The following is a 20,148-nucleotide window of genomic DNA, read 5'->3' as shown; positions in this document are numbered from 1 at the left end:
CAAGGCGCAGTTCGCCGTCATCTTCGGCGAGCGCTTCACCCGGGCCATGGCGGCCTGATGTTCAACCCGCCGCCCGCACACGGAATTCCTGACAGTCCCGAACGCCGACGTAGCTGGCCTCGCGCCCGCCGGCCATGGATGACCTATGCCTGCATCGGCCAACGGACACCCGCCCAGAGAACCCTAACCATTCAAACCTGCCACAGCGATTGAAGAGCGCCGCTCTCTTGTCCTCCAGAGGCGGCGAGACGCCAGACCGTGAGGGCCATCCCCGGGGTCGTCTTGCCTGTGCCAGGAATTCCGCAAACGACCACGAGCATGTGGCCTCAAGAGCCCTGTCACCTCCGCTTTCAAGGGCTACCGCGTCGGTCGTGAACGACTGCGACGGGGTTTCAGGAGGCCGTCTGCTTTCCCAGAAAACCTCCTCTGAAGCAGCCATTCCGCTTACGGCCACTACCGGTCAGAACGCCTGTCCGTAACGGGATCGTCCAACAGACGCCTGGGATCCGCCGCCGGTGATACGGGCCTCCCGAGCGGGTGACCGTCTCACAAGACCCGTACGCTGATCCTTTCAGTGGCGGGGGGCCAATCGTACACTTCTCGCCATGACGATTCTGATCGGCTATGCCCGATGCTCGACCGACCGGCAGGATCTGGCGGCCCAGCGCGCCGCCCTCGAAGGGCTCGGGGTCGCACCGGAACGGGTCTACACCGACCACGGGCTGACCGGCACGAACAGGGATCGCCCGGGCCTGGCGCAGGCGCTGGCCGCCACCCGGACAGGCGACACCCTCGTGGTCCCCAAGCTCGACCGGCTGGCCCGCTCGGTTCCGGACGCCCGTGCCATCGCCGACGCGCTCGCCGGGCGAGGGATCAAGCTGGCCTTGGGGGCGAGCGTCTACGATCCGGCCGATCCGTTGGGGAAGATGTTCTTCAACATCCTGGCCACCTTCGCCGAGTTCGAGAGCGACCTGATCCGCCTGCCCACCCGCGAGGGGATGGCGATCGCCAGATCCCGGGGAAAACTCAGGGGCAAGAAGCCCAAGCTCACCGAGAAGCAGCAGCGAGAGCTGCGCCGGATGAACGACACGGGAGAATACGCGATCGCCGACCTCGCCGAGCTGTTCTCCGTCTCGCGGCCCACCGTCTACCGAACCCTCGCACGGCAATCGGATGGGATCCCGCGATCCGGGATCCGATCGACGGCCCCGTAGCCTCCGGCGGCTCCGCTCATAGCGCGCACCGGATGTCACTGCGGGCCCAGGGAAGGGACCCTGCGGCCCCACACGCCGACGTCAGTTGGTGTTCGTCCGGTATTCCCGGCGGAGCAACGTCACGAGATCCTCAACTAGGTCGCGCTCGTCATGCTTGATGGCGGCCCGGGTACGCAGGGCCGGCGACAGGGTCACCGGACCCGGCTCCTTGTGGCCGAAACCGTGGCTGACGGAGCCTCTGTTCGCGTTCGCCTCGCTGCGGGTGCGCCAGATCATGTACTGGGCGTCGGCGATCGAGGCCGCCAGGACGACGTGCGTGAGACGCTGGGTCGGATCGATCCGGTCCAGGACCGCCACCGCGTAACGGAGGATCCGCGTCACCAGGTCGGTGACATCCTCCTCGATGACCGCCCCCATCATATCGTCCGAGCGCGGGAGCGGCAGCGTCAACAGCATGTGCCCCTGCGGCATCATCGTCACGGCGGCATCGCGCTCCTGACGGATCACGAGCGCACCGCCCTCGACGACATCCCCGATGCCCTTGCCTCGGTCGAGGATCTGGGTCCTGCCGAAGAGGCTCCACTGCAGCAGCTGCTCCGCCAGGTCGCGATCCTCGATCTGGCTCGGCCGCAGGATCGACTGCTCCGGGCCCATGACGACCGAGATGGACAGGCGTTTCTGGCCGGTCGAGTGGCTTCGGCTATCCTTAGGCAACATGCCAATCGCGCGATCGAGCATTGCTCCTTCGTCGACCGGCCCGGCGGCTTTGGACATCTCGTACTGGTGCACGGCCCGGACGATTTTGCCCCGCAGGTCGTCGGGCCCGCTGAACCCGCCGCGGAACAAACCGCCGCTCCAACCCTGAACCTCTGCCACGAAGGCGGCCTCGTCATCGTCCCGATCGACGCCTTCTTGGACAAAGGCGATCACGGGTCTGGTCTGGCGCGCCTCCCTGTATTCCTCATGCGTGGCCGAGAGGCCGGACTCCTGCTTCGCCCCGTAGGACTTGCCGAGGATCAGCACGACGAGGCCGGCGTGGCGGATTCCTTCGAGGCAGGCGACCTGCGGCGATGCCGGACGTGCGCCGAAATCCTCTGCCATAATGACCCCGTGGCCGAGATCGCCGATCGCGGAGCGGGCCGCGTCGCGGATCGGCTCCAGGCCGGAGATGAGTGAGCTGACAAAGATCTTCATAGGGTGACCGCCTCTGCGTGACGCCCGACGCCACGGGATCATGGACATCGCGCTTGTGTTCGTACTCGTTTTGGTGATATGCACCCAAAAATGGGTAAGAACAAGAGGTTGGTGTGGGCACGCCGTTTGAAGCCGACGATACGCAGCGACTGAGGGACCTGCGCGATGCCATCGCCGCCGCGGGTGACGAGCTGTCGCTGCCGCAGCTCCTGGCGCTACTGACGATCGCGGCGGAGCCGAACCTGTCGGTGAACGACCTGGCGGAGCGGATGGGCGTTCCGCAGCAATCGGCCAGCCGCTTCGTCGCCGTGCTGCTTGGGCGCTACCAGTCTGCATCCGGCGCCGGCCCCAAGGAGCCGCTGATCGACCAGGGCGTCTCCCTGACCGATCCGCGCAAGAGAGCGCTCACGCTGACACCCGCCGGCCGGGATCTCGTCACCAGGATGACGGGCCCCGGGCCTTCAACCCGCCACTCGAAGGGACACTGACATGTCGGCAGCCGACAAGCTCCTCGGCCTCGAACTGAAGAACGGGTGGAAGGTGACGAGGCACCTCCAGCGCGGTCCCGCCGCGACCGGCGGGATGTTCTCGCAGAGCTACATCGCGGAGAAGGGCGCCGCCGTCGGATTCCTGAAGGCGTTCGACTTCTCGCCGGCCCTTCAGCCGGACGTCGACATGGCGAACGAGATCCAGAAGCTCATCGCCTGCTACAACCACGAGCGCGCCATCCTCGATCATTGCCGCGGGCGCAGGCTTTCGAAGGTCGTGATCGCCCTCGACCACGGCGACGTCCAGGTGCCCGGCATGGGCCCCATGGAGGGACGCGTCTTCTACCTCATCTTCGAGATGGCCGAGGGCGACGTCCGGGTGCAGATGGACACCAGCACCGCGTGCGACGCCCTGTGGTGCATGCATGCGCTCAAGGACATCACGCTCGGCCTCTGGCAGGTCCACAAGGAGATGATCGCCCATCAGGACGGCAAGCCGTCGAACGTGCTCGCCTATCCGGGCCCCTCCTTCAAGGTCGCCGATTTCGGGCGGTCCTCGCGGAAGGGCCAGCCGGCCGCCCACGACGACTTCAAGATCGCCGGCGACCGCGGGTATGCCCCGCCCGAGCAGCTGTTCGGCTTCGTGCACCCCGAGTTCACCAACCGCCGGATCGGTTGCGATCTCTACATGCTGGGAAACCTCGCCGCCTTCCTGTTCTCCGGGGTCAACATCACGCCCCTCCTCCTTTCGAAGCTGGATCCGCAGCATCATCCCCGCGCCTGGGGCGGGACCTACGAGCAGGTCCTGCCATACGTGCGGAACGCCTTTTCCGCAGTCCTGGCGGATGTGAGCCCGCTCATCGACGAGCGCGTCCGCGCCGACGTGCTCGGCCTGGTGCGCGAGTTCTGCGACCCGGACCTCCAGCGCCGGGGGCATCCCGACCACCTCGGCCAGTCCACCCAGTTCTCGCTCGAACGGTACGTTTCGAGGATGGACTTGGCTGCGAAGCGGCTCAGCATCCTCATGCGTACCGGGAGGGCCGCATGACGCCGGAATCCCTCGCGACGCAACGTCGTCTCGTCCCACGGTGGAGGAGCCTTGCGCTCACCTTGCGCGCGCGCGAGCTCGGGCTAAGGGGGACCCCGAAGCCGGCGCCCCACCTCTCGCCCGAAATGGTGCAACGTCTCGAACGTTGGCGAATGTTTCCCAGCATCGTCTCCGCATCCGAGCTCGTCGAGATAGCGATCGTCGAATGCCGGGAGGGAGAGGCCCTCAACGCAGCGCGCCGGCTGATTGCCCCCGCCAGCACCGCCGCGCCGCTCGTCAGGGCCCAGGCGGCGGAACTCCTCCGCCGCAACGGCGAGGAGGTGCCCGACAAGCTGGTGCATGCGCGGCCGACCGACGCCACCGCGTGGCGGGACCTGACGAGGCTGCACCCGCACGACGCGCTGGCATGGGTCGAGCTGGCACTTCACCAGACGGTTGCCGGGCGGGACAAGCGGGCGGAGCGATCGATGCGTGTCGCCCTTCAGCTCTCACCCGACAACCGGCACGTGCTGCGTTCGGCGTCGCGGCTGTTCCTGCACATGGGGGACCCAGAGCGCGCGCACGACATCGTGCGAAGGAGTGCCGCGACCCGGGGGGACCCGTGGCTGCTCGCCGCGGAGATCGCCTTGGCCGAGCTTGCCGACCGGGATCCGACCTTCTTCAAGCAAGGCGTCCGCTTCGTCGATGACGGGGGAATGTTCCCCCACCAGATCACCGAGCTCGCGGGCGCGATCGGTACGGCCGACCTCCTCGGCGGTGGAGTGAAGCGATCCAGGCGCATGTTCCGCACGAGCATGGTCGACCCGACCGGCAGCTCGCTGGCGCAGGGTGAGTGGGCGACCCGGCACCTCGGCGTCGATCTCGTCCCGCACGAGCGACTGGACACGGTGTCGGAGGCTCACGAGGCCCAGGCCTTCCATCTCTATCGAAGGGCCCGCTTCGACGACGTCCCGTGCGCCTGCGAGGCTTGGTCCCGTGTCGATCCCTTCTCGCTCCGGCCCTACGAGTTCGGCGCGAGCACGGCCGCTTTCACGGAGGATTTCCCGAAGGCGGAGGAGCTGTCGGCCCGAGGCCTTCAACGCAACTCGGATTCGCCAATCCTGCTGAACGTCCGTGCCTTCGTCATGGCGTCCCAGAACCGTCTGGCCGAGGCCAGCAAGCTCCTGCGCCAGATCGACGCCAAAAAAGCGTCCCCTGCCTTCAGGCACCTGACCGGGGCGAACAACGGAATGGTGGCTTTCCGGTCCGGGGACCTGGCCAAGGGCCGTCAGCTCTACCTGGAGGCCGCGGAAGGTTTCCGAAAAGCACACATGCCCATGCCGAGCGCCCATGCTCGCGTCTTCCTGGCTCGGGAGGCGCACCTAGCCGGCGACCCGGATGCCCCGAAGCTCCTCCTTGAGGCACAAAAGGCCGTCGAGCGCCTTGGCTTTACGGAGGTGTCGTTCACCTTGGAGAAGGTGGAGACGCTGATGGGTATCGCGCCACTGAGCCCCCGCAAGCCGAACCCCGTGCCTCCTCGCCCCGAGCCTCTGCCAACGAAGCCTCGGGTCATCTCGTGGAGCACGCCAGGCTGGACCAGACCGGGATCGTGATCCGCGACCGAGCACAGCAGCGACCCGCTGGCGGCGGCGCCGGTGGATCTTGGTGGCGACGCAGCCCACTGGGGACCGAGCGACGTCCGAAGCTGCCAGACCGGCATCGGCCGTGGTAGCTCTTGGTAGGCCAAGGCTAGGGCTTAAATGGACGTTAATTTCGGAGACCAGAGGCGGATCCTTGCAAGCATACGCATCCGATCGCTGACGAACTCAGTCATCGACGCTCCGAATTTGGCCGACGCAGCGATTGTGTACCAGGGCGAGCCGACGACATTCCAAGATCGTCACCGCGGACGATCACTACGCGCAAGCATTTTCCGCCCGTACGTCGATCTGACCCACTTGACGGTGTAGCCGTCGGCCAAGTGGTCCGAAACCATCCTATTCCGAGGAATAGTGAGCGGTGAAGACCAGTTCGTTTTTGAACTCGGCAACAACCTGACGGGACATCTTCCTTACATATCGGCAGGAAACGTTGTGACCCGACTGCCCCCCCCGGGGGGAGGGGGTGCCCCGGGGGCAGGCTACCCTCGCGGAGGCAGGGGCACCCTCCGCCGACGGCGGCCGTCTACTCCACGCGCGCATGCCCTCGACCCTGTCTCCCCTGACAACGGGGGCGACCGTGCCGGGCGAGGCGTGTCCCGATCCAAGCCACGGCGCGCCCGTCATGCGAGGCGTCCGATTCGCGCGCGCGATGGCCCATGCGTGGGATGGGCGGCCCCCCGCCACGGTGCGCCTCTTAGGAGCGGGCAGGCTCGGTAGTCGGCCGCAGGATGCCCGGTTTGGAGTTGGCCAGCGACGCGCGTACCGTAGCTTCGTCGATGGGTGTGCTGCCCCATCGTCAACTCGATCCGACCCCAGATGATGACGCCCGACGCGCAGACCTCCACCACACCCTGCCAGGCCACCCGAGCCCACCTGCGGGCAGCCCATGTCGCATGGCTGCACCCCAAGGGGTCGATCGGGCGCGCCTGGGTCGGGACGAAGGTTGCCGACGACGACGGCGAGCGCTTCGAGGGCGAGACGCTCGACCCGGCCGATGCCGTCCTGAGGCAGCATGGCGCCGAGGACCGGTACAGCAGCCTCAACCGCTTCTGGGGTCGCCGGCGCACGGGTGAGTGCCTCAAGGCGGTCGGCTCGCTCGTTCTCGACTGGGACTACCAGAAGAACGAGAGCCAACCCTTCTATGGATGGGCGCCCGAGGCCGTGCGCGACCTCCTGATCGAGGCGATGGTCGCCGCCGGGATCCCGCTGCCCTCGATCTGGGTCGCCTCGGGATGCGGCCTGCAGGGGACGTGGGCATGCGACGGCGTGAAGGCTGCCGCGTGGGCGCGTGTGCGCGCAGTCTACGATGCCCTGCATGGGCCGGACCTCGCCACGAACGGCATGCCCAAGGTTCGGCGCAGGCACGCCGACCCCGAGCTCGATGCGATCGAGGCCAAGCGCCTGCCCATGTGGCGCCTGTTCCGCGACGCCGGTCTCGACCGCGTCTGCCGCGACAGCGCCCGCGTCGTGCGGCTCGTCGGGAGCATGAACGTGAAGAGCAGGACTATGGCCCGGCTCATCGCGCCCGCCGCATTTGCGGACGCGACGCGCTACTCGTTCCACGCCCTGGCCGACGCCATCCTGCCCGTGTCCCGGCGCGAGATCGAGGAGCGCCGAAGGGCCCGTGCCGAGGCCCAAACCGCCGCGGCCGCCAACGACAATCCGGCTCCTGCGCGTCCCCGTCGCCATGCCGGTCCGGCCGGTCGGTGGGTCGGGATCCTGCGCGACCTGTACGCGTGGCGGGACGGCATGGGCGGCCCGCCCCAGGGCAGGCGCGAGCTGTGGCTGTTCCTGACCGCGAACGCCACCGCGCACGTCCGGGGCGGACGGCGTGAGGATTGGGCCGCCGAGCTCGCGCCTCTCGCGGGCCTGACCGAGAAGGAGGCGCTCAGCGCCCTCGGGACGCTCGACCGGCGCCAGCGCCGCCACGAGGCTGGCGAGACCGACGAGTTCGAGGGTGTCGAGCAGTCCATCCTGTACAACCACAAGGCCGCGACGATCGTCGACCTTCTTGACATCCAGGTGGAGCAGGCGGAGCGTTTCGGTCTGCGCGCCCTGTTCCCCGGCGGCGGCAAGGCCATGACGCCGGCTGAGCGGCAAGCGGCACGCCGACGTCGCCTCGGGATCGAGAGCGCCTCGGATTCGGCCGATCAACGGCTCGCGATCGGCATGTACGCGATGGGGCAGCGAGCGGCCGGCATGAGCCTCGCCGAGATCTGCGCCTGCCACGACCTGGGCAAGGAGGCGGTCCTCTTCGCCATGCGCCTCGCCTCCGCCGATTACGGGCTCGACGGCGCGATCGATGCCGAGACCTTGAGGGCCGCCCGGGATGCCGAGGCTCTGGAGCGGTCCTCCATCGTGGCCGAGACGCAGTCCGAGGTCCTGGCTAACGCCACCGGGATCGATGAGGCTGTCGAGCCTGTCGGGTTCGCGTCACGCTATATTGTGGGCTCTGCCTCGCGTGAGGCCCGCCCCGCCTCACTGGCGCCCCTGCCGGCTCCCGGAGAGGTCGTGGTCCAGCGCTGGTCGGACTGGTTCGCCACCGTGACCACGGCCAGCGGGACGTGGGAGTGGCACAGGGATGCGGCATGGGACCTCGTCGGGGATCCCGGCTGCGTCGACCCCGCCGATGCGGTGCTTGCCCAGGCGGCTCTCCAGGACCTCTCCAGGCCCATCGTCGGGCCCGCCAGACGGTCTGCCCGGCGAGATGGCGCTCGGGGTCAGTGCCGCCTCGCGCCCCCTTCCAGGGCCGCCCCGCTGCCCCAGCTGGACCTTTCTCGCGAGGCCGAGGCTTACGCGGATGCCTCCGGGGGCTGGACTACGCCTCGCCGCTCCCTGGCGCTTGTGGCAGCCTAGGCGACGCGGTATTGTCGGGACGCCTGGGGTTCGGGCGAGATGCAGCACATCTCGAAGGCATCTCCGGATCGCCGGGGAGGCCTTCATCTATTTCGGGCCCCTGCGTGGCGCTGACCGGGACACGGGCCCCGTGGCAGCCTCCCCGGCATGGCACGCCGCAAGCAATCCTCCTCCGGCTTCAACCTCGACGGCTTCGATGGCGTCGACCTCGCGCTCGACCTCGGCGAGGCGATCGACCGCTGGAGGGATGAGTTCGTCCGAACGGTCGGCATGACCGACCCGAACCGGGGCATGGCCAAGTACAGGCGTGCCGCGGGCTGGGCAGTGGACGAGGTTGCCCGGCAGGCCGTCCTCAACATCCGCTACCGCTTCCACTCGACCATGAAGCGCAGGTCGCCGTGGACCGAATCCGCGGTCGCCTACAAGCGACTGAGCAAGGCGGAGCTGAACGCTCTGGAAAGGGGCGAGCGCAGCCCGGAGGACGTCTACGCCCACTTCTTCGTGAAGGCCAAGCAGTCGGTCTATTTGAAGTATCTCTTCGGCATGGAGCCGAACATCCGCCTTCCCGGCGACGTCGGGCTCGCGCGGAACCGGATCCTCATCCCGTGGTGGGACAACATCACGAAGACGCAGGGCGTCCGCCCCACGAAGGATGGCGGGGTGCCCCGGGCATTCCTGTCCCGGTTGGCGCGCGAGGTCTCGGCCGACCGTTCGCCGAAGCGCTCGGGCACGCAGGGGCGGTGGGGCGTCTACTACGGGGCCATCAAGATCCACGGGCAGGCCCATGAGGGCTACATCGCCCGGCCGCCCCGGGTGCCCGTGACCGAGCAGGACGTCCTCCATCGGGGGCACTCGGCGCTGGACCAGGTCATCCAGACCCGGGGCGGGGACCTGCGCCGGATCGGCCGGAAGCTCAAGGACGTCGACCACCCCAGGGTGCTGTTCCTTGCTGTCGACAAGGCCCTGTATAAGCCCATCTTGCAGAAGCCGTGGGACGAGGCCTGCTCCGATGCCGCCTCGCGCGTGCCCGAGATCATGAGCCAGCAGCTCAACGACAACCTGGCGCACATGATGAAGAAGGGCACCTACCTCCGCTGAGGCTGCCCGGCCGGGACCGACAGCCCCACGACATGGGGAACCCGGGCTATCCGAATACCGCGGTCGGGGGACGCTCGGGGCACAGGAGCGATCCCCGTGCCGCCAGCCCCTACGTCCGTCCCAGCCTCCCCCACATTCGTCAGCCAGCCCCAGCGCGGCAATCCCCGGGGGATCCGCGCCCGGGCCACTGACCACGCCGTCCGGCGCTTCGCCGAGCGTGCCGTCGGGGTCATCGTCGACGAGGGCATGGACGACACCTCGGCGCTGGCCGAGCTCATTCGCCGCGGCGTGAACGTCCGCCGGGTCCGCCAGACCCTCTCGAAGCTCGGTGGCATCGGCGTCGGGAAGCGTGAACGGCTCCGCTCCACGATGGCGGGCGCCAAGGCTGGATGGATCCGGCAGTGCCCCAAGGAAGTCCGGCGCGAGGACGGCCGTATCGTCACGGCGTTCCATCCGCACCTCACGTCTGCGGGAATAGCCGGGCTTGCCGAGCACTTCTGCCGGGGCGCGCAGGCGACCCGCCAGCCCCTCATCCCGGGCGTCTGACCCATTAGAAAATCTGCGCCGGGGCGGCCCCGCGCCGCCCCCGCCGACCGATGCGGCAAAATGATACCGAAGCGTACTTCGCTTCCTTTGCCCTCGATGCCGCCAGCCTCCGCGAGGCCGCCAAGGGCTAGAAGCCCACGAACCCGTCGGGCGTGGTGACCCCGCCGTTGGGCAGGTCATGATGCTCCGGGGCAGGCTTGGGCTGGGCGTCCGGAGCCGCGGGCTCTGGGGGGATCCGGAGTGGATCCCCGATGACGTACCACCGCGACTCCGTTCGGATCCATCCCGGCCCCCTGGCGAGGATCGGGCTGGTCGTGACCGGACCCGGGGGCAGCAGGGGATGCCCGCTGACATAGCCGTGGAGGCACGGCAGGTCCGTGCCCGGGTACGTGGTCTCTACGTAGTCGGACAGGCACGGTGCCTCGGCGAGCGTTCGCGCGTCCGGAATCCACCCCGAGCTCAGCAAGTCGATGTCGCGGCTGGCATCCGCCCGCCGCCGGACGAGGTCACGAAGGGACAGGGGGCGCATGACGATCTCCTCGGCGCCATCATCGGATCGGTTCGTGAGAGGGACTAGCGGTCACCTCGTCGGGCAGGGGGGCGGCCCCTGACGCCGCCGGAAGAGGACCGAGTCGTGGAGCATCGCGCCGCTCGGTAGGATGAGCAGGTCGGTGTCCAGGCTCACTTCCGAGCCGCCGTTCGCGAAGCACGTGGCCGCCGTCACCCGCCCGTGTCGCAACCGGACAGCCTTGCAGTCGAGCCCGTCGATCCCCAGCCCCCGATCATCACCAACGACGATCGCGAAGACGTTCTCTCCGGCGCTCGGGCAGTACAGCCCGGGCGGCGGCAGGAGCCATGTCGTGTCGGCGGCCGCCGGGACGGCGAGGGCGGCCAGGGCAATGGCGAGGGCGACGGCACGCATGACAGGTTCTTCCGAACGGGGGGCGAGGCACCACGCCCGGCCGTCCTGATCGAACCAGGCGGCGGCCGCGGCGGTGAGGATGCTGTCGTCCGGGATGCGGAATCCCGGTTGGCCGAGACGATACGTGAAAGGGATGGCCCCGGCCGGCCGCGGCACGCCTGCGAGCGGGATCCCGCGGGCCCAGGCGTGGACGTCTCGGACCGCGGTCCCGAGGCAGCGAAGGCGGCTGGCCTCGCTCGCCCGGAACCTCACGCCGACGAGCGCAATTTCCGCGACGTGGTCGACGACTCGGCCGCCGTCGCGGACCAACCAACAGCGGCGGGTGAGGTTCCAGTAGACATCAGCCACCCTTCTTGTTCTTGGCCTTGGCCGCCTTGCGCTCCTGTTCGCGTACCTCGTGGCAGGAGTCGCAGAGGATGATGTGCCATCCCCCCGGGCGGTGAATGCCCGGCGCACCGCAATGCTCGCAGACGACGACGGACAGCGTCTCCAGAGCTGAACGGATCAACTCCAGCATTTCGGTATCGACGTTGTTCTTGCCGCTCATGTACCAGCGTAGGCTGGCGAACTTACTCTTGAGCTGCGTTGTCACGATGCCGTTCAGGACACCGTGAAACCGCATGGTAGATGCGCCGGCGCAGGCAAGCTCTTGCCATGGTACGCCAACTTCTACTGTGCCGGATGGAAATAGCTCTCCGTACTCCGCCCACATGCGGTCGCACATGTCGCCATGGTCCTCAGGGACCAGGCCGCCCCCCGGGAGGTACCTGTCTGAACGGATGGCCACGTATCGTTCAGCGATCTGCGTAACGACGTCCATGTGCCGCCGCGTGAAGGCATGAGGCGGCACATCCGAGTACGTCTGGCCGTCGTCCCCGGTGTCCCCCGGCATGGGCGGCTCCAGTCCCGTGCAGGACAGACGAATGAAGGTCTGGCCCTCCGGTGTGGGGTGCTGCACGATGCGCAGCGCGGGTTGGCTGCCGTATAGGAGTTCGAGGTAGCTGCGCAGCTCGCGCGCGGCCCGGCGGGCACGCATGTCCATGGCGGCCTCCTCAGTGCGCGAAGCGACGGTCTGAACGAAGCGCGACGAGATGCTCGACGGCGCGGCGGAGGGGACGGATCGAGCCGCCGCGCCAGGACGAGAGGCTGTCGAGCTCAGCTGCGTCTAGGTCGCCGAGCCACCTGCCGTCCCCCATCTCGGACCTCATCTTTTCGATAATGCCTCTGGCGACGATCGGGAGGTCCTGCCGCCGGGGGCCGGGGATCTCGACGACCGCGAAACGGTCGAGCAGGGGGCCCCGAAGGCTTGCAACGTCGTTGGCAGTGGCAACGAGCGACACACCGCTGATGTCGACGACCCCATCGACCCCAAGATCGAAGAAGCGGCGGCGGGCCGATAGTTCGCCCACGGCGACGATCGCCTCCCTGAGGGATCCATTGTGTCCACCCGTCGCTCCACTCTTGTCCAGTTCGTCGAGGATGACGATGCCATCGCCGGACTGGTTATCGACGAGGAGCTGCGTGAACAGGCTGAGCCGAGCCGTAGACCACTGCTTCGACGTTCCCGAGATCGAGGAGTCCGCGATCCCGGCGCATCCGTAGACGACCGTTGGCACGCCCAGGCCTTCGGCGATGTCCCGCGCAAGCTCGGTCTTTCCCGTTCCGGGCGCTCCGACGAGGAGCAGGTTCGGGACGGCTACGGTGTCCCGCCCAGCGAGCGTACCGAGAATGCGGGCGATCTGCGTCGCGAGCCATGGCCGCCGCGCCACGAGGTGCTCGCCCAGTACGGTGATGTCTGGCATGCGATGCAGCGGAAGGGCCTGGCCGACAAGTGCCCGCGCGGCGCCGGCCGGCTTCTTCGATTCGAGAGCTGTGGGCAGCACGACACGCGTGGGATGCCGCGCGTCCACGAACCCCGGGACAGGGCTGTCGTCCGGGATGACACGAGCATCCGCATACTTATCGTCAGGGGGATCGGCCGCACGGAGCAGCTCCTCCGGCGGGGCGGCCACGCTGGCGATCATCTCCAGGACGCGGCGGGCGGTCGATCGCGTCAGCTGCCAGGACGGGATTAGCTCAAGGTCGATCGGCGGGACGAGGTCGCGCTGGCAGAGCGCCACGCACTGAAGCATCGTGACGGCGATCTCGCGCACGGCGACGGGATCGCTTTGCGCCACGTGTGCGTAGCTGTGCAGTGTGTCGCTCAGCAGCGCGACGGCCCGGGCGGCCGCTTGAGGGTTAGCCAGCATGGCGCCGTAGAGCGTTGCACGGTCGGCGATCTCGCCGCACAGGTCCTCCAGCGCGATGTTCGGATTGAACTTTCCTTCCTGCAGCGCGAGGGCCTCGACTTCCTCGGCATAACGGGGGCACGGCTCGCTCCCGAGCAGCTCCAGGGCGTCCTTGAGCGCATCTGACAGCTGCTTGCCGATGGCCGAGTTCAGGAGGTCTGACGTCCAGCGTCGGGCATCCTCCGTCACTGTCCCGCCCGCCGGCATCGCTCCGGCGAACAGTTGCCCCAGCGTGGGGAATCCGTTCGACGCGTAGACGATGTCGCGCCGGAAATGCTCTTCACTTTCCTTGTAGGCAGCCTGCCGGGCAGCACGCCGGGCAAGGCGCTGGAAGTCGTCGGATGTCATGGGGAGGCTCGCTGGAAACGGAGGGCACGCGCAGACGGGCGCCGAGCAGGGCTCAGGCGGTGCGGGCTATCCGTTTTAAGCAGCGAGCGAGGGTCACGGGGGTCGTCCTTCCGGTGAGGCTCCACCATGCCTGGGGCGGCCCCGGTGCGCAATCGGAAGTCCCAGAGAAGGTTAGGTTTTCCCTGGGCGATGGGCGACCGCGCCGTCCCGTTCCGAATCGCTCAGAGTGCTATCCTGGCGATGCCGATGGCGGGAGCGGGTGATGGCGCACAAGTATTGGGAGCACAGGTCGGCTTGGGACTTCTACCGCATGCCGGAGGCCGCGCAGACGGCATTCCGCGAGGCGGTCCGCGATGCGCGCTGCGGCGACGAGAAGGCGGTCGAGGCGTTCGTCGAGGCCAGCGTCACCGACCTGATGCGGCCGGTCGTGACCCTTCACGACTTGGTCAGCGACGGGCTCGCCGAGCTGCCCGCCGACGCGCGCCCCGACGTCGAGCGGGTGCTCTTCGGGCAGTTCAACGGGCAGACGTCGCCCATCCGCCTCGTTCGCCAGGTCCTCGACCGCGCCCGGCTGGACGGCCTGAACGACCGCCAGATCGCCGGGGCGGTCACGGTCGTCTTGGAGAGCCACGGGCTCCTTCAGAGGGACCCGGCCTGATGGGCGAGCTCACCCTCTTCGTGTGCTCGGCCGGTTCGGCCGTCCTTCTGATGGGCGTCCTCGCGACGGGGATCCTCTCGGCGCTGGACCGCTCGGATTCGAGCGGGGCGACCACTCCCGCGGGGGAGGCCTGCCCATGAGCCGCCCCGCACCCTCCGCCGACCTACTCGATCGGCTTGCCCGCAGGTTTCCGGGATCCCCCGTTCACGCCGCCTGGCGCGCGCGGGTCGTCGGGGATGTCGTCGAGGCTGTAGTCGGGCCCGATCGGCCGGGCGACACGCTCGCCGGGGGCGGTGGGGAACCGCCCCCGGATCATGTCCTCCGAGAACCCGATGTCGCGCATGATGCTCTCCAGGGCAGCCCGAACCCGGGGCGAGGTGACCGGAAGGAGGGGCTCGCGGGGGTCCTCCAGGAACTCCCGGCACCAGCGCACTCGGGGGTCATTCGGGTCCTGGACCGGGGGCTCCAAGCCGGCGAGGACGCGGATAGACTCGGGTGGATACTCGTCGTCGGGCATGCCACGGATTCTCGGCCCGCCCCCTCGGAGAAGCAAGCCCGGCACGTGCCACGGCACGTGCCAGAGCACGTAGACGGCGAGGCGAGATCCCCGACCCCGCGGGGCGGGCACACCGAACTCGCGCTGGAGCGCCTGGCGGTCCGGGGCGCTCGAATCCGGACGGGGGCCGCCCTGCCCGCCGTCTGGTCGGCCTAAAGCTGAGGGGAGGGGATGATGCGGATTGTGGAGTGAGCCAAGTTCAGCAAGATGCCGAAGGGCACGGTTCCAGGCAGAGGTATGGCGATGCGGATCTACCCCGAGACGCCCGTGCGGATCACGCTGCCCCAGGCCGTAGTTATCCATCCCGACTGGGACCGCCCGACGCCACCGGTCACCCGGCCCGCGGACTTCGAGGTCGTCAAGGCGCGCCTGGTCGCCGCCCTCGCGGCGGAGGTCATCCGGATGCTGGGGGCATGGGTATCTGAGCTCGACCCGGTGGTAATCTACGCCCCCGGGGGCGGCCAGCTTGGCCTGTCGCTCGCCGGGGATCCGGAGGCCCGGATCGTCGTGCCGTCCAGGCTCTCGACGCTGGACTCCATCGTGGCTGAGGTCACCGGCGGGGTGAAGCCTGTTTAAGTCAAATCCGGAGGTTGCCTTAAAAAGGGATCACGCCACCGGTCTGTGTGCCCCCTGTGCGCCCGCGAAAATGAACGAATATTTAGAAGCATCGCTCAAATTTGACCAAATACTATGAACTGACAAGATCACTACAATTTATCGCAAATAAATCCATTTTCTCGCTAAGCTTCGTGAAAGGGGATGTGTTTATATCAGCAGGCCTCGCCGGCGCCGCCGGTCTAAAGAGGCTGACAGATATGCCCTTCACCCAACAGCAACTGACGGACATGTTCTCGACGGGGGCCGAACACGTGGGCCGCGTCGCTGAGCTAAGGAGGTCCGGCGGCGACCCAGCCGCGTACATGAACGATCTCTTCGGCGCCCCCGTCGTCATCGGCGTGTACCGCAAGAAGCGCGGCGGGATCGGCTATCTTGTCGTCAGGGGTGTCGCGCACCTCCAGCGTATCTTGGAGCGGGGCCAGGCCGAGCACCTCCCCGTGGCATACTACCTGTTCGAGTCGGCGGAGGCGGCCACGTTCGCGGCCGACGTCTACGACCGGCATCCGGACGCCCGGTGGGTGGAGGCGCATCTGGACGGGCGCGCCTTCGGCCTCGGCCTCACTTGGACTGAGTGACCGCAGATCGTCGCCGGCAACCGGCTGGGGACCTCCAATTACCGTGATGACGGCGGTCCCTGGGAGGGTTCAGCGGGACGCTGAGCGCTTTGGCGATCTGATGCTGTCCTCACGCTGGTCCCAGGCGGGGCGATAAGCCCTCGATCCCGACCCTCAGGCAGTCCTCGCGTGGTAGCCGATGAGCCACACCGCACGGGTCATGTTGTAGAACAGGTTGGCCAAGCCGATCTTCGTCCGAGCTCTCGCCAAGCCGATGGGCCGCACCACGAGCCTCATCGGCCCCTTCTGCCGGGCAAAGACATGCTCGACGGCCGCGCGGACCTTCGACTTCTCGCCGTTGGCCCGGGCGACGTTCCTGGCCATCGGCTTGCCCGGCGGCTTCTTGCGATGGATGCGGGAGCGGAAGCCGTTGCCCGCCAAGTGTGCCTCGTTAGCCTTCAAGCGGTAGGCGGTGTCAGCCCAGACGTCGCCGGCGGTGTTGGCTTTCGACACCAGGTTGGGCAACTGCGCCCCGTCGTGGCGAGCCGCGTCGGTGGCGGTCCAGGCCCGGATCAGCCCATGACGGCAGTCGATGCCGACGTGGTTCTTGTAGCCGAAGGCCGGCACGGCAATGTCCACGCGCTTCGCCCCGTCCTCGGCCGGCGTGGCCTTCGACCATTTGATCGTCCAGCGCGCGTCGCGGTCCTTCTGAGCGAGCTTGGCCGGCTTGGCCTTCCAGGCGTCGGGCACACGGCTGGCCTTCAGATCCGCCTTCTCGGCCTCGGTGTTGCGCTGCTTGGGCGCGGCCATCACGGTCGCGTCGACGATCTGCCCACCCATCGCCAGGAAACCGGCGTGCCGCGGGGCCGCCTCGTAGACCGAGAACAGCACTGCGATGGCCGGCTTTCCCGCAATTTCTGCCCGGGTGAGCGCCTCGCGGAAGGTCAAGATCGTGTTGGCGTCGGGCACCGGGTCGGACAGCCCGAGCCCAAAGAAGCGCATGAAAAGGAAGCGCATGAAGGAGAGCCTGTCCGTGATCAGGAACTCCGTGCGCTCGTCCGACAGCGAGTGGCTGGCCTGGAGGATCAGCACCTTGAACATGAAGACGAGGTCGAACGGTGGGCGACCGCCCTTCGATCCGTCTGAACGAGACACGGAACGGGCGAGGTCGTCCCGGAACAGCTCGAAATCGACGATGCGGCTCAACCGCTCCCGCGCGTCGCCCTTGGCCGAGAGATCCTTCTGACGCTCATCGACGTCGAAAAACCGGGCTGACCGCGCATCGCAGCACCTCACCGACCGCCGACGCCATCACACCACGAAACCCCTCAAACCGCGAGGTTTTTGGAGGTGTTCGGCTGGGCCGTGCCCTGGAACGGGACACAGGGGCGGTGCGAGGCTGCCCGATGGTCCGCCCGAACGCTCGGAATCGGGCGGATCGCCCGGCAAGCGTGCAAAAAAGTCCGCCCGAGATCCGCCCGAGAACGAGAAAGCCCCGGACGATGGGTCCAGGGCCTAGAACGTAAATTCCTGCGATTTTGAGAGTATTTTTGGTAGCGAGGGAGGGATTTGAACCCCCGACACAAGGATTATGATTCCTCTGCTCTAACCAGCTGAGCTACCCCGCCATAGGCCGACGCGCCATAGGCTTGTTGGCCTGCATCGGTGGCGGGATATAGGGAGATGCGGGCGGCCGTGTCAACGGTCCAATTGGAGGCGCACGGGTTGTCGAATCCGCCTCCGTGCCAGCATGCGCATCGTGTCGGCCTCGCGCATCGACCGGCCCGCGGATGATCTGGCGCGCACCGGGCTCGGTCGCGGCATCGGCCGCCCGGCGATCCGCGATGCTTCGGTTCCGGAAGCGCTGGCAGCCGTGCGATGATGCGGGCGGCCTCCGCGCCTCGCGCCGCCCATCGGCTCCCAACCCGCAAGCAGGACCACGGCATGTCCGACGACCCGCACGGCCTCGACCGAGGCCTGACGAATTACGGCGACCGCGATTTCGCCCGCTTCCTGCGCCGCTCCTTCGCGCGCTCCATGGGCATCTCGCCGGGCCTCCTGAACAAACCCGTGGTCGGCATCGCGATGACGCCCTCGGGCTTCAACAACTGCCACCGCTCCATGCCCGAGCTCGTCGAGGCGGTCTCCCGCGGCGTGCTGGCGGCCGGCGCCCTGCCCAGGCCCTTCCCCACCGTGTCCCTCGGCGAGGTGTTCCTCAACCCGACCAGCATGATGTACCGCAACCTCATGGCCATGGACACCGAGGAGATGATCGGCGCCCAGCCCATGGACGCGGTCGTGCTGATCGGCGGCTGCGACAAGACCGTGCCGGCTCAGCTCATGGGCGCGGCCTCCGCCGATCTGCCCGCGGTGCAGCTCGTCACCGGCCCGATGTCGACCGGCCGCCACCGCGGCCAGCGCCTCGGAGCCTGCACCGATTGCCGCGGCTTCTGGGCGAAGTACCGCGCCGGCACAGTCGACGCCGAGGAGATCGCCGAGGTCGAGGGCCGGCTCTCGGTCACGGCCGGCACCTGCGCGGTGATGGGCACGGCTTCGACCATGGCCTGCATCACGGAGGCGCTCGGCATGTCGCTGCCCGGCACCGCGGCGATCCCGGCGGTGCATTCCGACCGGCTGGTGGCGGCCGAGGAGAGCGGGCGCGCCGCCGTGCGCCTGATCGAGACGAAGATCCGACCGTCCCAGGTCATCACGCGGAAGTCGGTCGAGAACGCGATCCGGGTGCTGATGGCCCTGTCGGGCTCGACCAACGCCATCGTGCACCTCACCGCCATCGCCGGCCGGCTCGGCATCCGCATCCCGCCGGAGCGCTTCAACCAGATCTCGGACGAGACCCCGGTTCTGGTCGACCTGAAGCCGGTGGGGCAGGGCTACATGGAGGATTTCCACGCCGCCGGCGGCATGGGCGCACTGCTGCGCGAGTTGAAGCCGCTGCTGCACCTCGACACCGTCGACATCGAGGGCCGGACGCTGGCCGAGCGGCTGGAGGAGCCGGCTGGCTGGATCGACCGCGCGGTGATCCGTCCCGTCTCGGAGCCGGTCTCGCCTCTGGGCGGGCTGGTCTCGCTGTCGGGCAGCCTCGCCCCCGACGGGGCGATCTTCAAGCGCGCGGCGGCCACGCCCGCGCTGTTCGAAACGGAGGGGCGCGCGGTCGTGTTCACCGGGCTCGAGGACCTCAGCGCCCGCATCGACGATCCCGAACTCGACGTGAAGGCCGGTGACATCCTGGTCCTGCAGAATGCGGGGCCCCACGCGGCCGGCATGCCGGAGGCGGGCTACCTGCCGATCCCGAAGAAGCTGGCCCAGGCTGGCGTGAAGGACATGGTGCGGATCTCGGATGCGCGGATGTCGGGCACGGCCTTCGGCTCGATCGTGCTGCACGTAGCGCCGGAGGCGGCGATCGGCGGCCCGCTCGCGGCGGTGCGCGACGGCGACCGCATCCGCCTGTCGATCCGGGAGAAGCGGATCGACCTGCTGGTCGCGCCCGAGGAAATCGCCCGCCGGATGCAGGGCTTCCAGCCGCCGCCCGCGCCGAAGCGGGGCTACAAGGCGCTCTACCGCCGCACCGTGACGCAGGCGCCGGACGGGTGCGACTTCGACTTCCTGGCAAGCGGCTCTCCGAACCGCTGAGGATATGGGCCGCCCCGTTCGGGCCGGCCCGAATCCAGTCGGCCCCGTCCGACCTCGACCGGCGACCATGTCCGCGGACAGCGCTTCAAGAAGCGGCTTCGGTCCTCCCCGAACGGAGGGTCGCAGCCGCGGTCGCGCTGGCAACACAGCACCAGTCCCGGCAAACGCGAAAAAGCCCGGCTCGTTGAGCCGGGCAAGTCTCTCGGATCGCGAGCTTTTCGCGAACATCCCTCCCCCGACGGTCACACCTGCAAACGTGCGTGAACCGTCGGGCTCAGGATCTGCTGATCAGAAGTCGCGCTGGACGCGGGCGCGGACCTGGAACACGTCGGCGTTGGTGACCGTGCGCAGCGTGCCGGCGGCGACGGCGGCATTGAAGCCGGCGGCCGAGGTCGCGCCGGGCGTCCGGTTCAGATCGATCACGCGACCGCTCTGGACGCCGTAGTTCTGGTAGGTGCCCTCGACACCGATA

General features: G+C 68.2%; 18 protein-coding genes, 1 tRNA gene and 2 pseudogenes. 12 read left to right on the top strand and 9 right to left on the bottom strand.

Going from position 1 to position 20,148, the window contains the following annotated elements; genetic code table 11:
• Positions 1-605 precede the first annotated feature (605 nt).
• Entirely contained in the window at positions 606-1,214 is a 609-nt protein-coding gene (locus MET9862_RS22535; RefSeq protein WP_059407746.1) for a recombinase family protein, read from the top strand.
• A gap of 81 nt (positions 1,215-1,295) precedes the next feature.
• Here the strand turns inward: MET9862_RS22535 and MET9862_RS22530 are convergent, their stop codons facing one another.
• On the bottom strand, positions 1,296-2,408 hold the full coding sequence (locus tag MET9862_RS22530) for a DUF4062 domain-containing protein (protein WP_059407745.1): 1,113 nt from the start codon (positions 2,406-2,408) through the stop codon (positions 1,296-1,298).
• 113 nt (positions 2,409-2,521) lie between these two features.
• Between MET9862_RS22530 and MET9862_RS22525 the strand changes: the two genes are divergently transcribed.
• The 6 genes from MET9862_RS22525 (at position 2,522) to MET9862_RS22500 (ending at position 10,084) form a co-directional block, all read left to right on the top strand.
• On the top strand, positions 2,522-2,896 hold the full coding sequence (locus MET9862_RS22525; RefSeq protein ID WP_059407742.1) for a MarR family transcriptional regulator: 375 nt from the start codon (positions 2,522-2,524) through the stop codon (positions 2,894-2,896).
• A 1-nt stretch (position 2,897) separates the two neighbouring features.
• On the top strand, positions 2,898-3,944 hold the full coding sequence (locus tag MET9862_RS22520) for a protein kinase domain-containing protein (RefSeq protein ID WP_059407737.1): 1,047 nt from the start codon (positions 2,898-2,900) through the stop codon (positions 3,942-3,944).
• Between the two features lie 152 nt (positions 3,945-4,096).
• On the top strand, positions 4,097-5,536 hold the full coding sequence (locus tag MET9862_RS22515; RefSeq protein WP_059407735.1) for a tetratricopeptide repeat protein: 1,440 nt from the start codon (positions 4,097-4,099) through the stop codon (positions 5,534-5,536).
• Between the two features lie 864 nt (positions 5,537-6,400).
• A complete protein-coding gene (locus MET9862_RS22510) occupies positions 6,401-8,440 on the top strand; it encodes a hypothetical protein (protein WP_059407734.1) in 2,040 nt (679 codons plus the stop codon).
• A 147-nt stretch (positions 8,441-8,587) separates the two neighbouring features.
• A complete protein-coding gene (locus MET9862_RS22505) occupies positions 8,588-9,538 on the top strand; it encodes a hypothetical protein (RefSeq protein WP_059407733.1) in 951 nt (316 codons plus the stop codon).
• A gap of 246 nt (positions 9,539-9,784) precedes the next feature.
• On the top strand, positions 9,785-10,084 hold the full coding sequence (locus MET9862_RS22500) for a hypothetical protein (RefSeq protein WP_059407730.1): 300 nt from the start codon (positions 9,785-9,787) through the stop codon (positions 10,082-10,084).
• A gap of 127 nt (positions 10,085-10,211) precedes the next feature.
• Here MET9862_RS22500 and MET9862_RS30670 read toward each other — a convergent pair whose 3' ends face one another.
• The 4 genes from MET9862_RS30670 to MET9862_RS22480 are packed head-to-tail and all read right to left on the bottom strand — an operon-like array spanning position 10,212 to position 13,642.
• A complete protein-coding gene (locus MET9862_RS30670; RefSeq protein ID WP_059407728.1) occupies positions 10,212-10,613 on the bottom strand; it encodes a DUF6634 family protein in 402 nt (133 codons plus the stop codon).
• Positions 10,614-10,664: 51 nt separating this feature from the next.
• Complete coding sequence (locus tag MET9862_RS30250) at positions 10,665-11,354, bottom strand: L5-gp82 domain-containing phage-derived protein (protein WP_244612854.1); 690 nt, start codon at positions 11,352-11,354, stop codon at positions 10,665-10,667.
• Positions 11,347-12,048, bottom strand: a complete 702-nt coding sequence (locus tag MET9862_RS22485; protein WP_059407727.1) for a hypothetical protein — start codon at positions 12,046-12,048, stop codon at positions 11,347-11,349. The genes MET9862_RS30250 and MET9862_RS22485 overlap by 8 nt, the downstream gene beginning before the upstream one ends.
• A gap of 10 nt (positions 12,049-12,058) precedes the next feature.
• Positions 12,059-13,642 carry an AAA family ATPase gene (locus MET9862_RS22480; protein ID WP_059407724.1) on the bottom strand — a complete coding sequence of 528 codons (1,584 nt, stop codon included), beginning with the start codon at positions 13,640-13,642 and terminating at the stop codon, positions 12,059-12,061.
• Between the two features lie 262 nt (positions 13,643-13,904).
• Between MET9862_RS22480 and MET9862_RS22475 the strand changes: the two genes are divergently transcribed.
• The gene (locus tag MET9862_RS22475) at positions 13,905-14,300 is read left to right on the top strand and encodes a hypothetical protein (RefSeq protein ID WP_070998510.1); all 396 of its coding nucleotides are present in this window, start codon (positions 13,905-13,907) and stop codon (positions 14,298-14,300) included.
• A 163-nt stretch (positions 14,301-14,463) separates the two neighbouring features.
• Here MET9862_RS22475 and MET9862_RS22470 read toward each other — a convergent pair whose 3' ends face one another.
• Positions 14,464-14,817, bottom strand: coding sequence for a hypothetical protein (locus tag MET9862_RS22470; protein ID WP_059408488.1), 354 nt, complete (start codon positions 14,815-14,817; stop codon positions 14,464-14,466).
• Positions 14,818-15,099: 282 nt separating this feature from the next.
• Here MET9862_RS22470 and MET9862_RS22465 point away from each other — a divergent pair, with 282 nt between their 5' ends.
• Both MET9862_RS22465 and MET9862_RS22460 read left to right on the top strand, forming a co-directional pair.
• The gene (locus MET9862_RS22465; protein WP_142585088.1) at positions 15,100-15,432 is read left to right on the top strand and encodes a hypothetical protein; all 333 of its coding nucleotides are present in this window, start codon (positions 15,100-15,102) and stop codon (positions 15,430-15,432) included.
• A 101-nt stretch (positions 15,433-15,533) separates the two neighbouring features.
• Entirely contained in the window at positions 15,534-16,049 is a 516-nt protein-coding gene (locus tag MET9862_RS22460) for a hypothetical protein (RefSeq protein ID WP_142585087.1), read from the top strand.
• Positions 16,050-16,202: 153 nt separating this feature from the next.
• Here MET9862_RS22460 and MET9862_RS22455 read toward each other — a convergent pair.
• Positions 16,203-17,311 (bottom strand): annotated as a pseudogene (locus MET9862_RS22455) (IS5 family transposase).
• Between the two features lie 268 nt (positions 17,312-17,579).
• Positions 17,580-17,656, bottom strand: a tRNA-Met gene (locus MET9862_RS22450).
• A 122-nt stretch (positions 17,657-17,778) separates the two neighbouring features.
• Between MET9862_RS22450 and MET9862_RS30510 the strand changes: the two genes are divergently transcribed.
• Both MET9862_RS30510 and MET9862_RS22445 read left to right on the top strand, forming a co-directional pair.
• Positions 17,779-17,910, top strand: a complete 132-nt coding sequence (locus MET9862_RS30510; RefSeq protein ID WP_280178986.1) for a hypothetical protein — start codon at positions 17,779-17,781, stop codon at positions 17,908-17,910.
• 62 nt (positions 17,911-17,972) lie between these two features.
• Positions 17,973-19,676 carry an IlvD/Edd family dehydratase gene (locus tag MET9862_RS22445; RefSeq protein WP_142585086.1) on the top strand — a complete coding sequence of 568 codons (1,704 nt, stop codon included), beginning with the start codon at positions 17,973-17,975 and terminating at the stop codon, positions 19,674-19,676.
• 288 nt (positions 19,677-19,964) lie between these two features.
• On the opposite strand, the pseudogene MET9862_RS29585 reads toward MET9862_RS22445, so the two are convergent.
• A pseudogene (locus MET9862_RS29585) lies at positions 19,965-20,148 on the bottom strand (porin); the annotation flags it as partial.

Source organism: Methylobacterium symbioticum (assembly GCF_902141845.1).
Classification (GTDB): Bacteria; Pseudomonadota; Alphaproteobacteria; order Rhizobiales; family Beijerinckiaceae; genus Methylobacterium; species Methylobacterium symbioticum.
This window is presented reverse-complemented; position numbering and strand designations above follow the sequence as displayed.

Excerpts from the sequence above, each read along its gene's own strand:
- MET9862_RS22480 (WP_059407724.1), bottom strand. The coding sequence starts at position 13,642 with ATGACATCCGACGACTTCCAGCGCCTTGCCCGGCGTGCTGCCCGGCAG.
- MET9862_RS22510 (WP_059407734.1), top strand. The coding sequence starts at position 6,401 with ATGATGACGCCCGACGCGCAGACCTCCACCACACCCTGCCAGGCCACC.
- MET9862_RS30670 (WP_059407728.1), bottom strand. The coding sequence starts at position 10,613 with ATGCGCCCCCTGTCCCTTCGTGACCTCGTCCGGCGGCGGGCGGATGCC.
- MET9862_RS22505 (WP_059407733.1), top strand. The coding sequence starts at position 8,588 with ATGGCACGCCGCAAGCAATCCTCCTCCGGCTTCAACCTCGACGGCTTC.
- MET9862_RS22445 (WP_142585086.1), top strand. The coding sequence starts at position 17,973 with ATGTCCGACGACCCGCACGGCCTCGACCGAGGCCTGACGAATTACGGC.
- MET9862_RS22535 (WP_059407746.1), top strand. The coding sequence starts at position 606 with ATGACGATTCTGATCGGCTATGCCCGATGCTCGACCGACCGGCAGGAT.
- MET9862_RS22485 (WP_059407727.1), bottom strand. The coding sequence starts at position 12,048 with ATGGACATGCGTGCCCGCCGGGCCGCGCGCGAGCTGCGCAGCTACCTC.
- MET9862_RS22470 (WP_059408488.1), bottom strand. The coding sequence starts at position 14,817 with ATGCCCGACGACGAGTATCCACCCGAGTCTATCCGCGTCCTCGCCGGC.
- MET9862_RS22515 (WP_059407735.1), top strand. The coding sequence starts at position 4,097 with ATGTTTCCCAGCATCGTCTCCGCATCCGAGCTCGTCGAGATAGCGATC.
- MET9862_RS22530 (WP_059407745.1), bottom strand. The coding sequence starts at position 2,408 with ATGAAGATCTTTGTCAGCTCACTCATCTCCGGCCTGGAGCCGATCCGC.
- MET9862_RS22475 (WP_070998510.1), top strand. The coding sequence starts at position 13,905 with ATGGCGCACAAGTATTGGGAGCACAGGTCGGCTTGGGACTTCTACCGC.
- MET9862_RS22520 (WP_059407737.1), top strand. The coding sequence starts at position 2,898 with ATGTCGGCAGCCGACAAGCTCCTCGGCCTCGAACTGAAGAACGGGTGG.
- MET9862_RS30510 (WP_280178986.1), top strand. The coding sequence starts at position 17,779 with ATGCGCATCGTGTCGGCCTCGCGCATCGACCGGCCCGCGGATGATCTG.
- MET9862_RS22465 (WP_142585088.1), top strand. The coding sequence starts at position 15,100 with ATGCGGATCTACCCCGAGACGCCCGTGCGGATCACGCTGCCCCAGGCC.
- MET9862_RS22500 (WP_059407730.1), top strand. The coding sequence starts at position 9,785 with ATGGACGACACCTCGGCGCTGGCCGAGCTCATTCGCCGCGGCGTGAAC.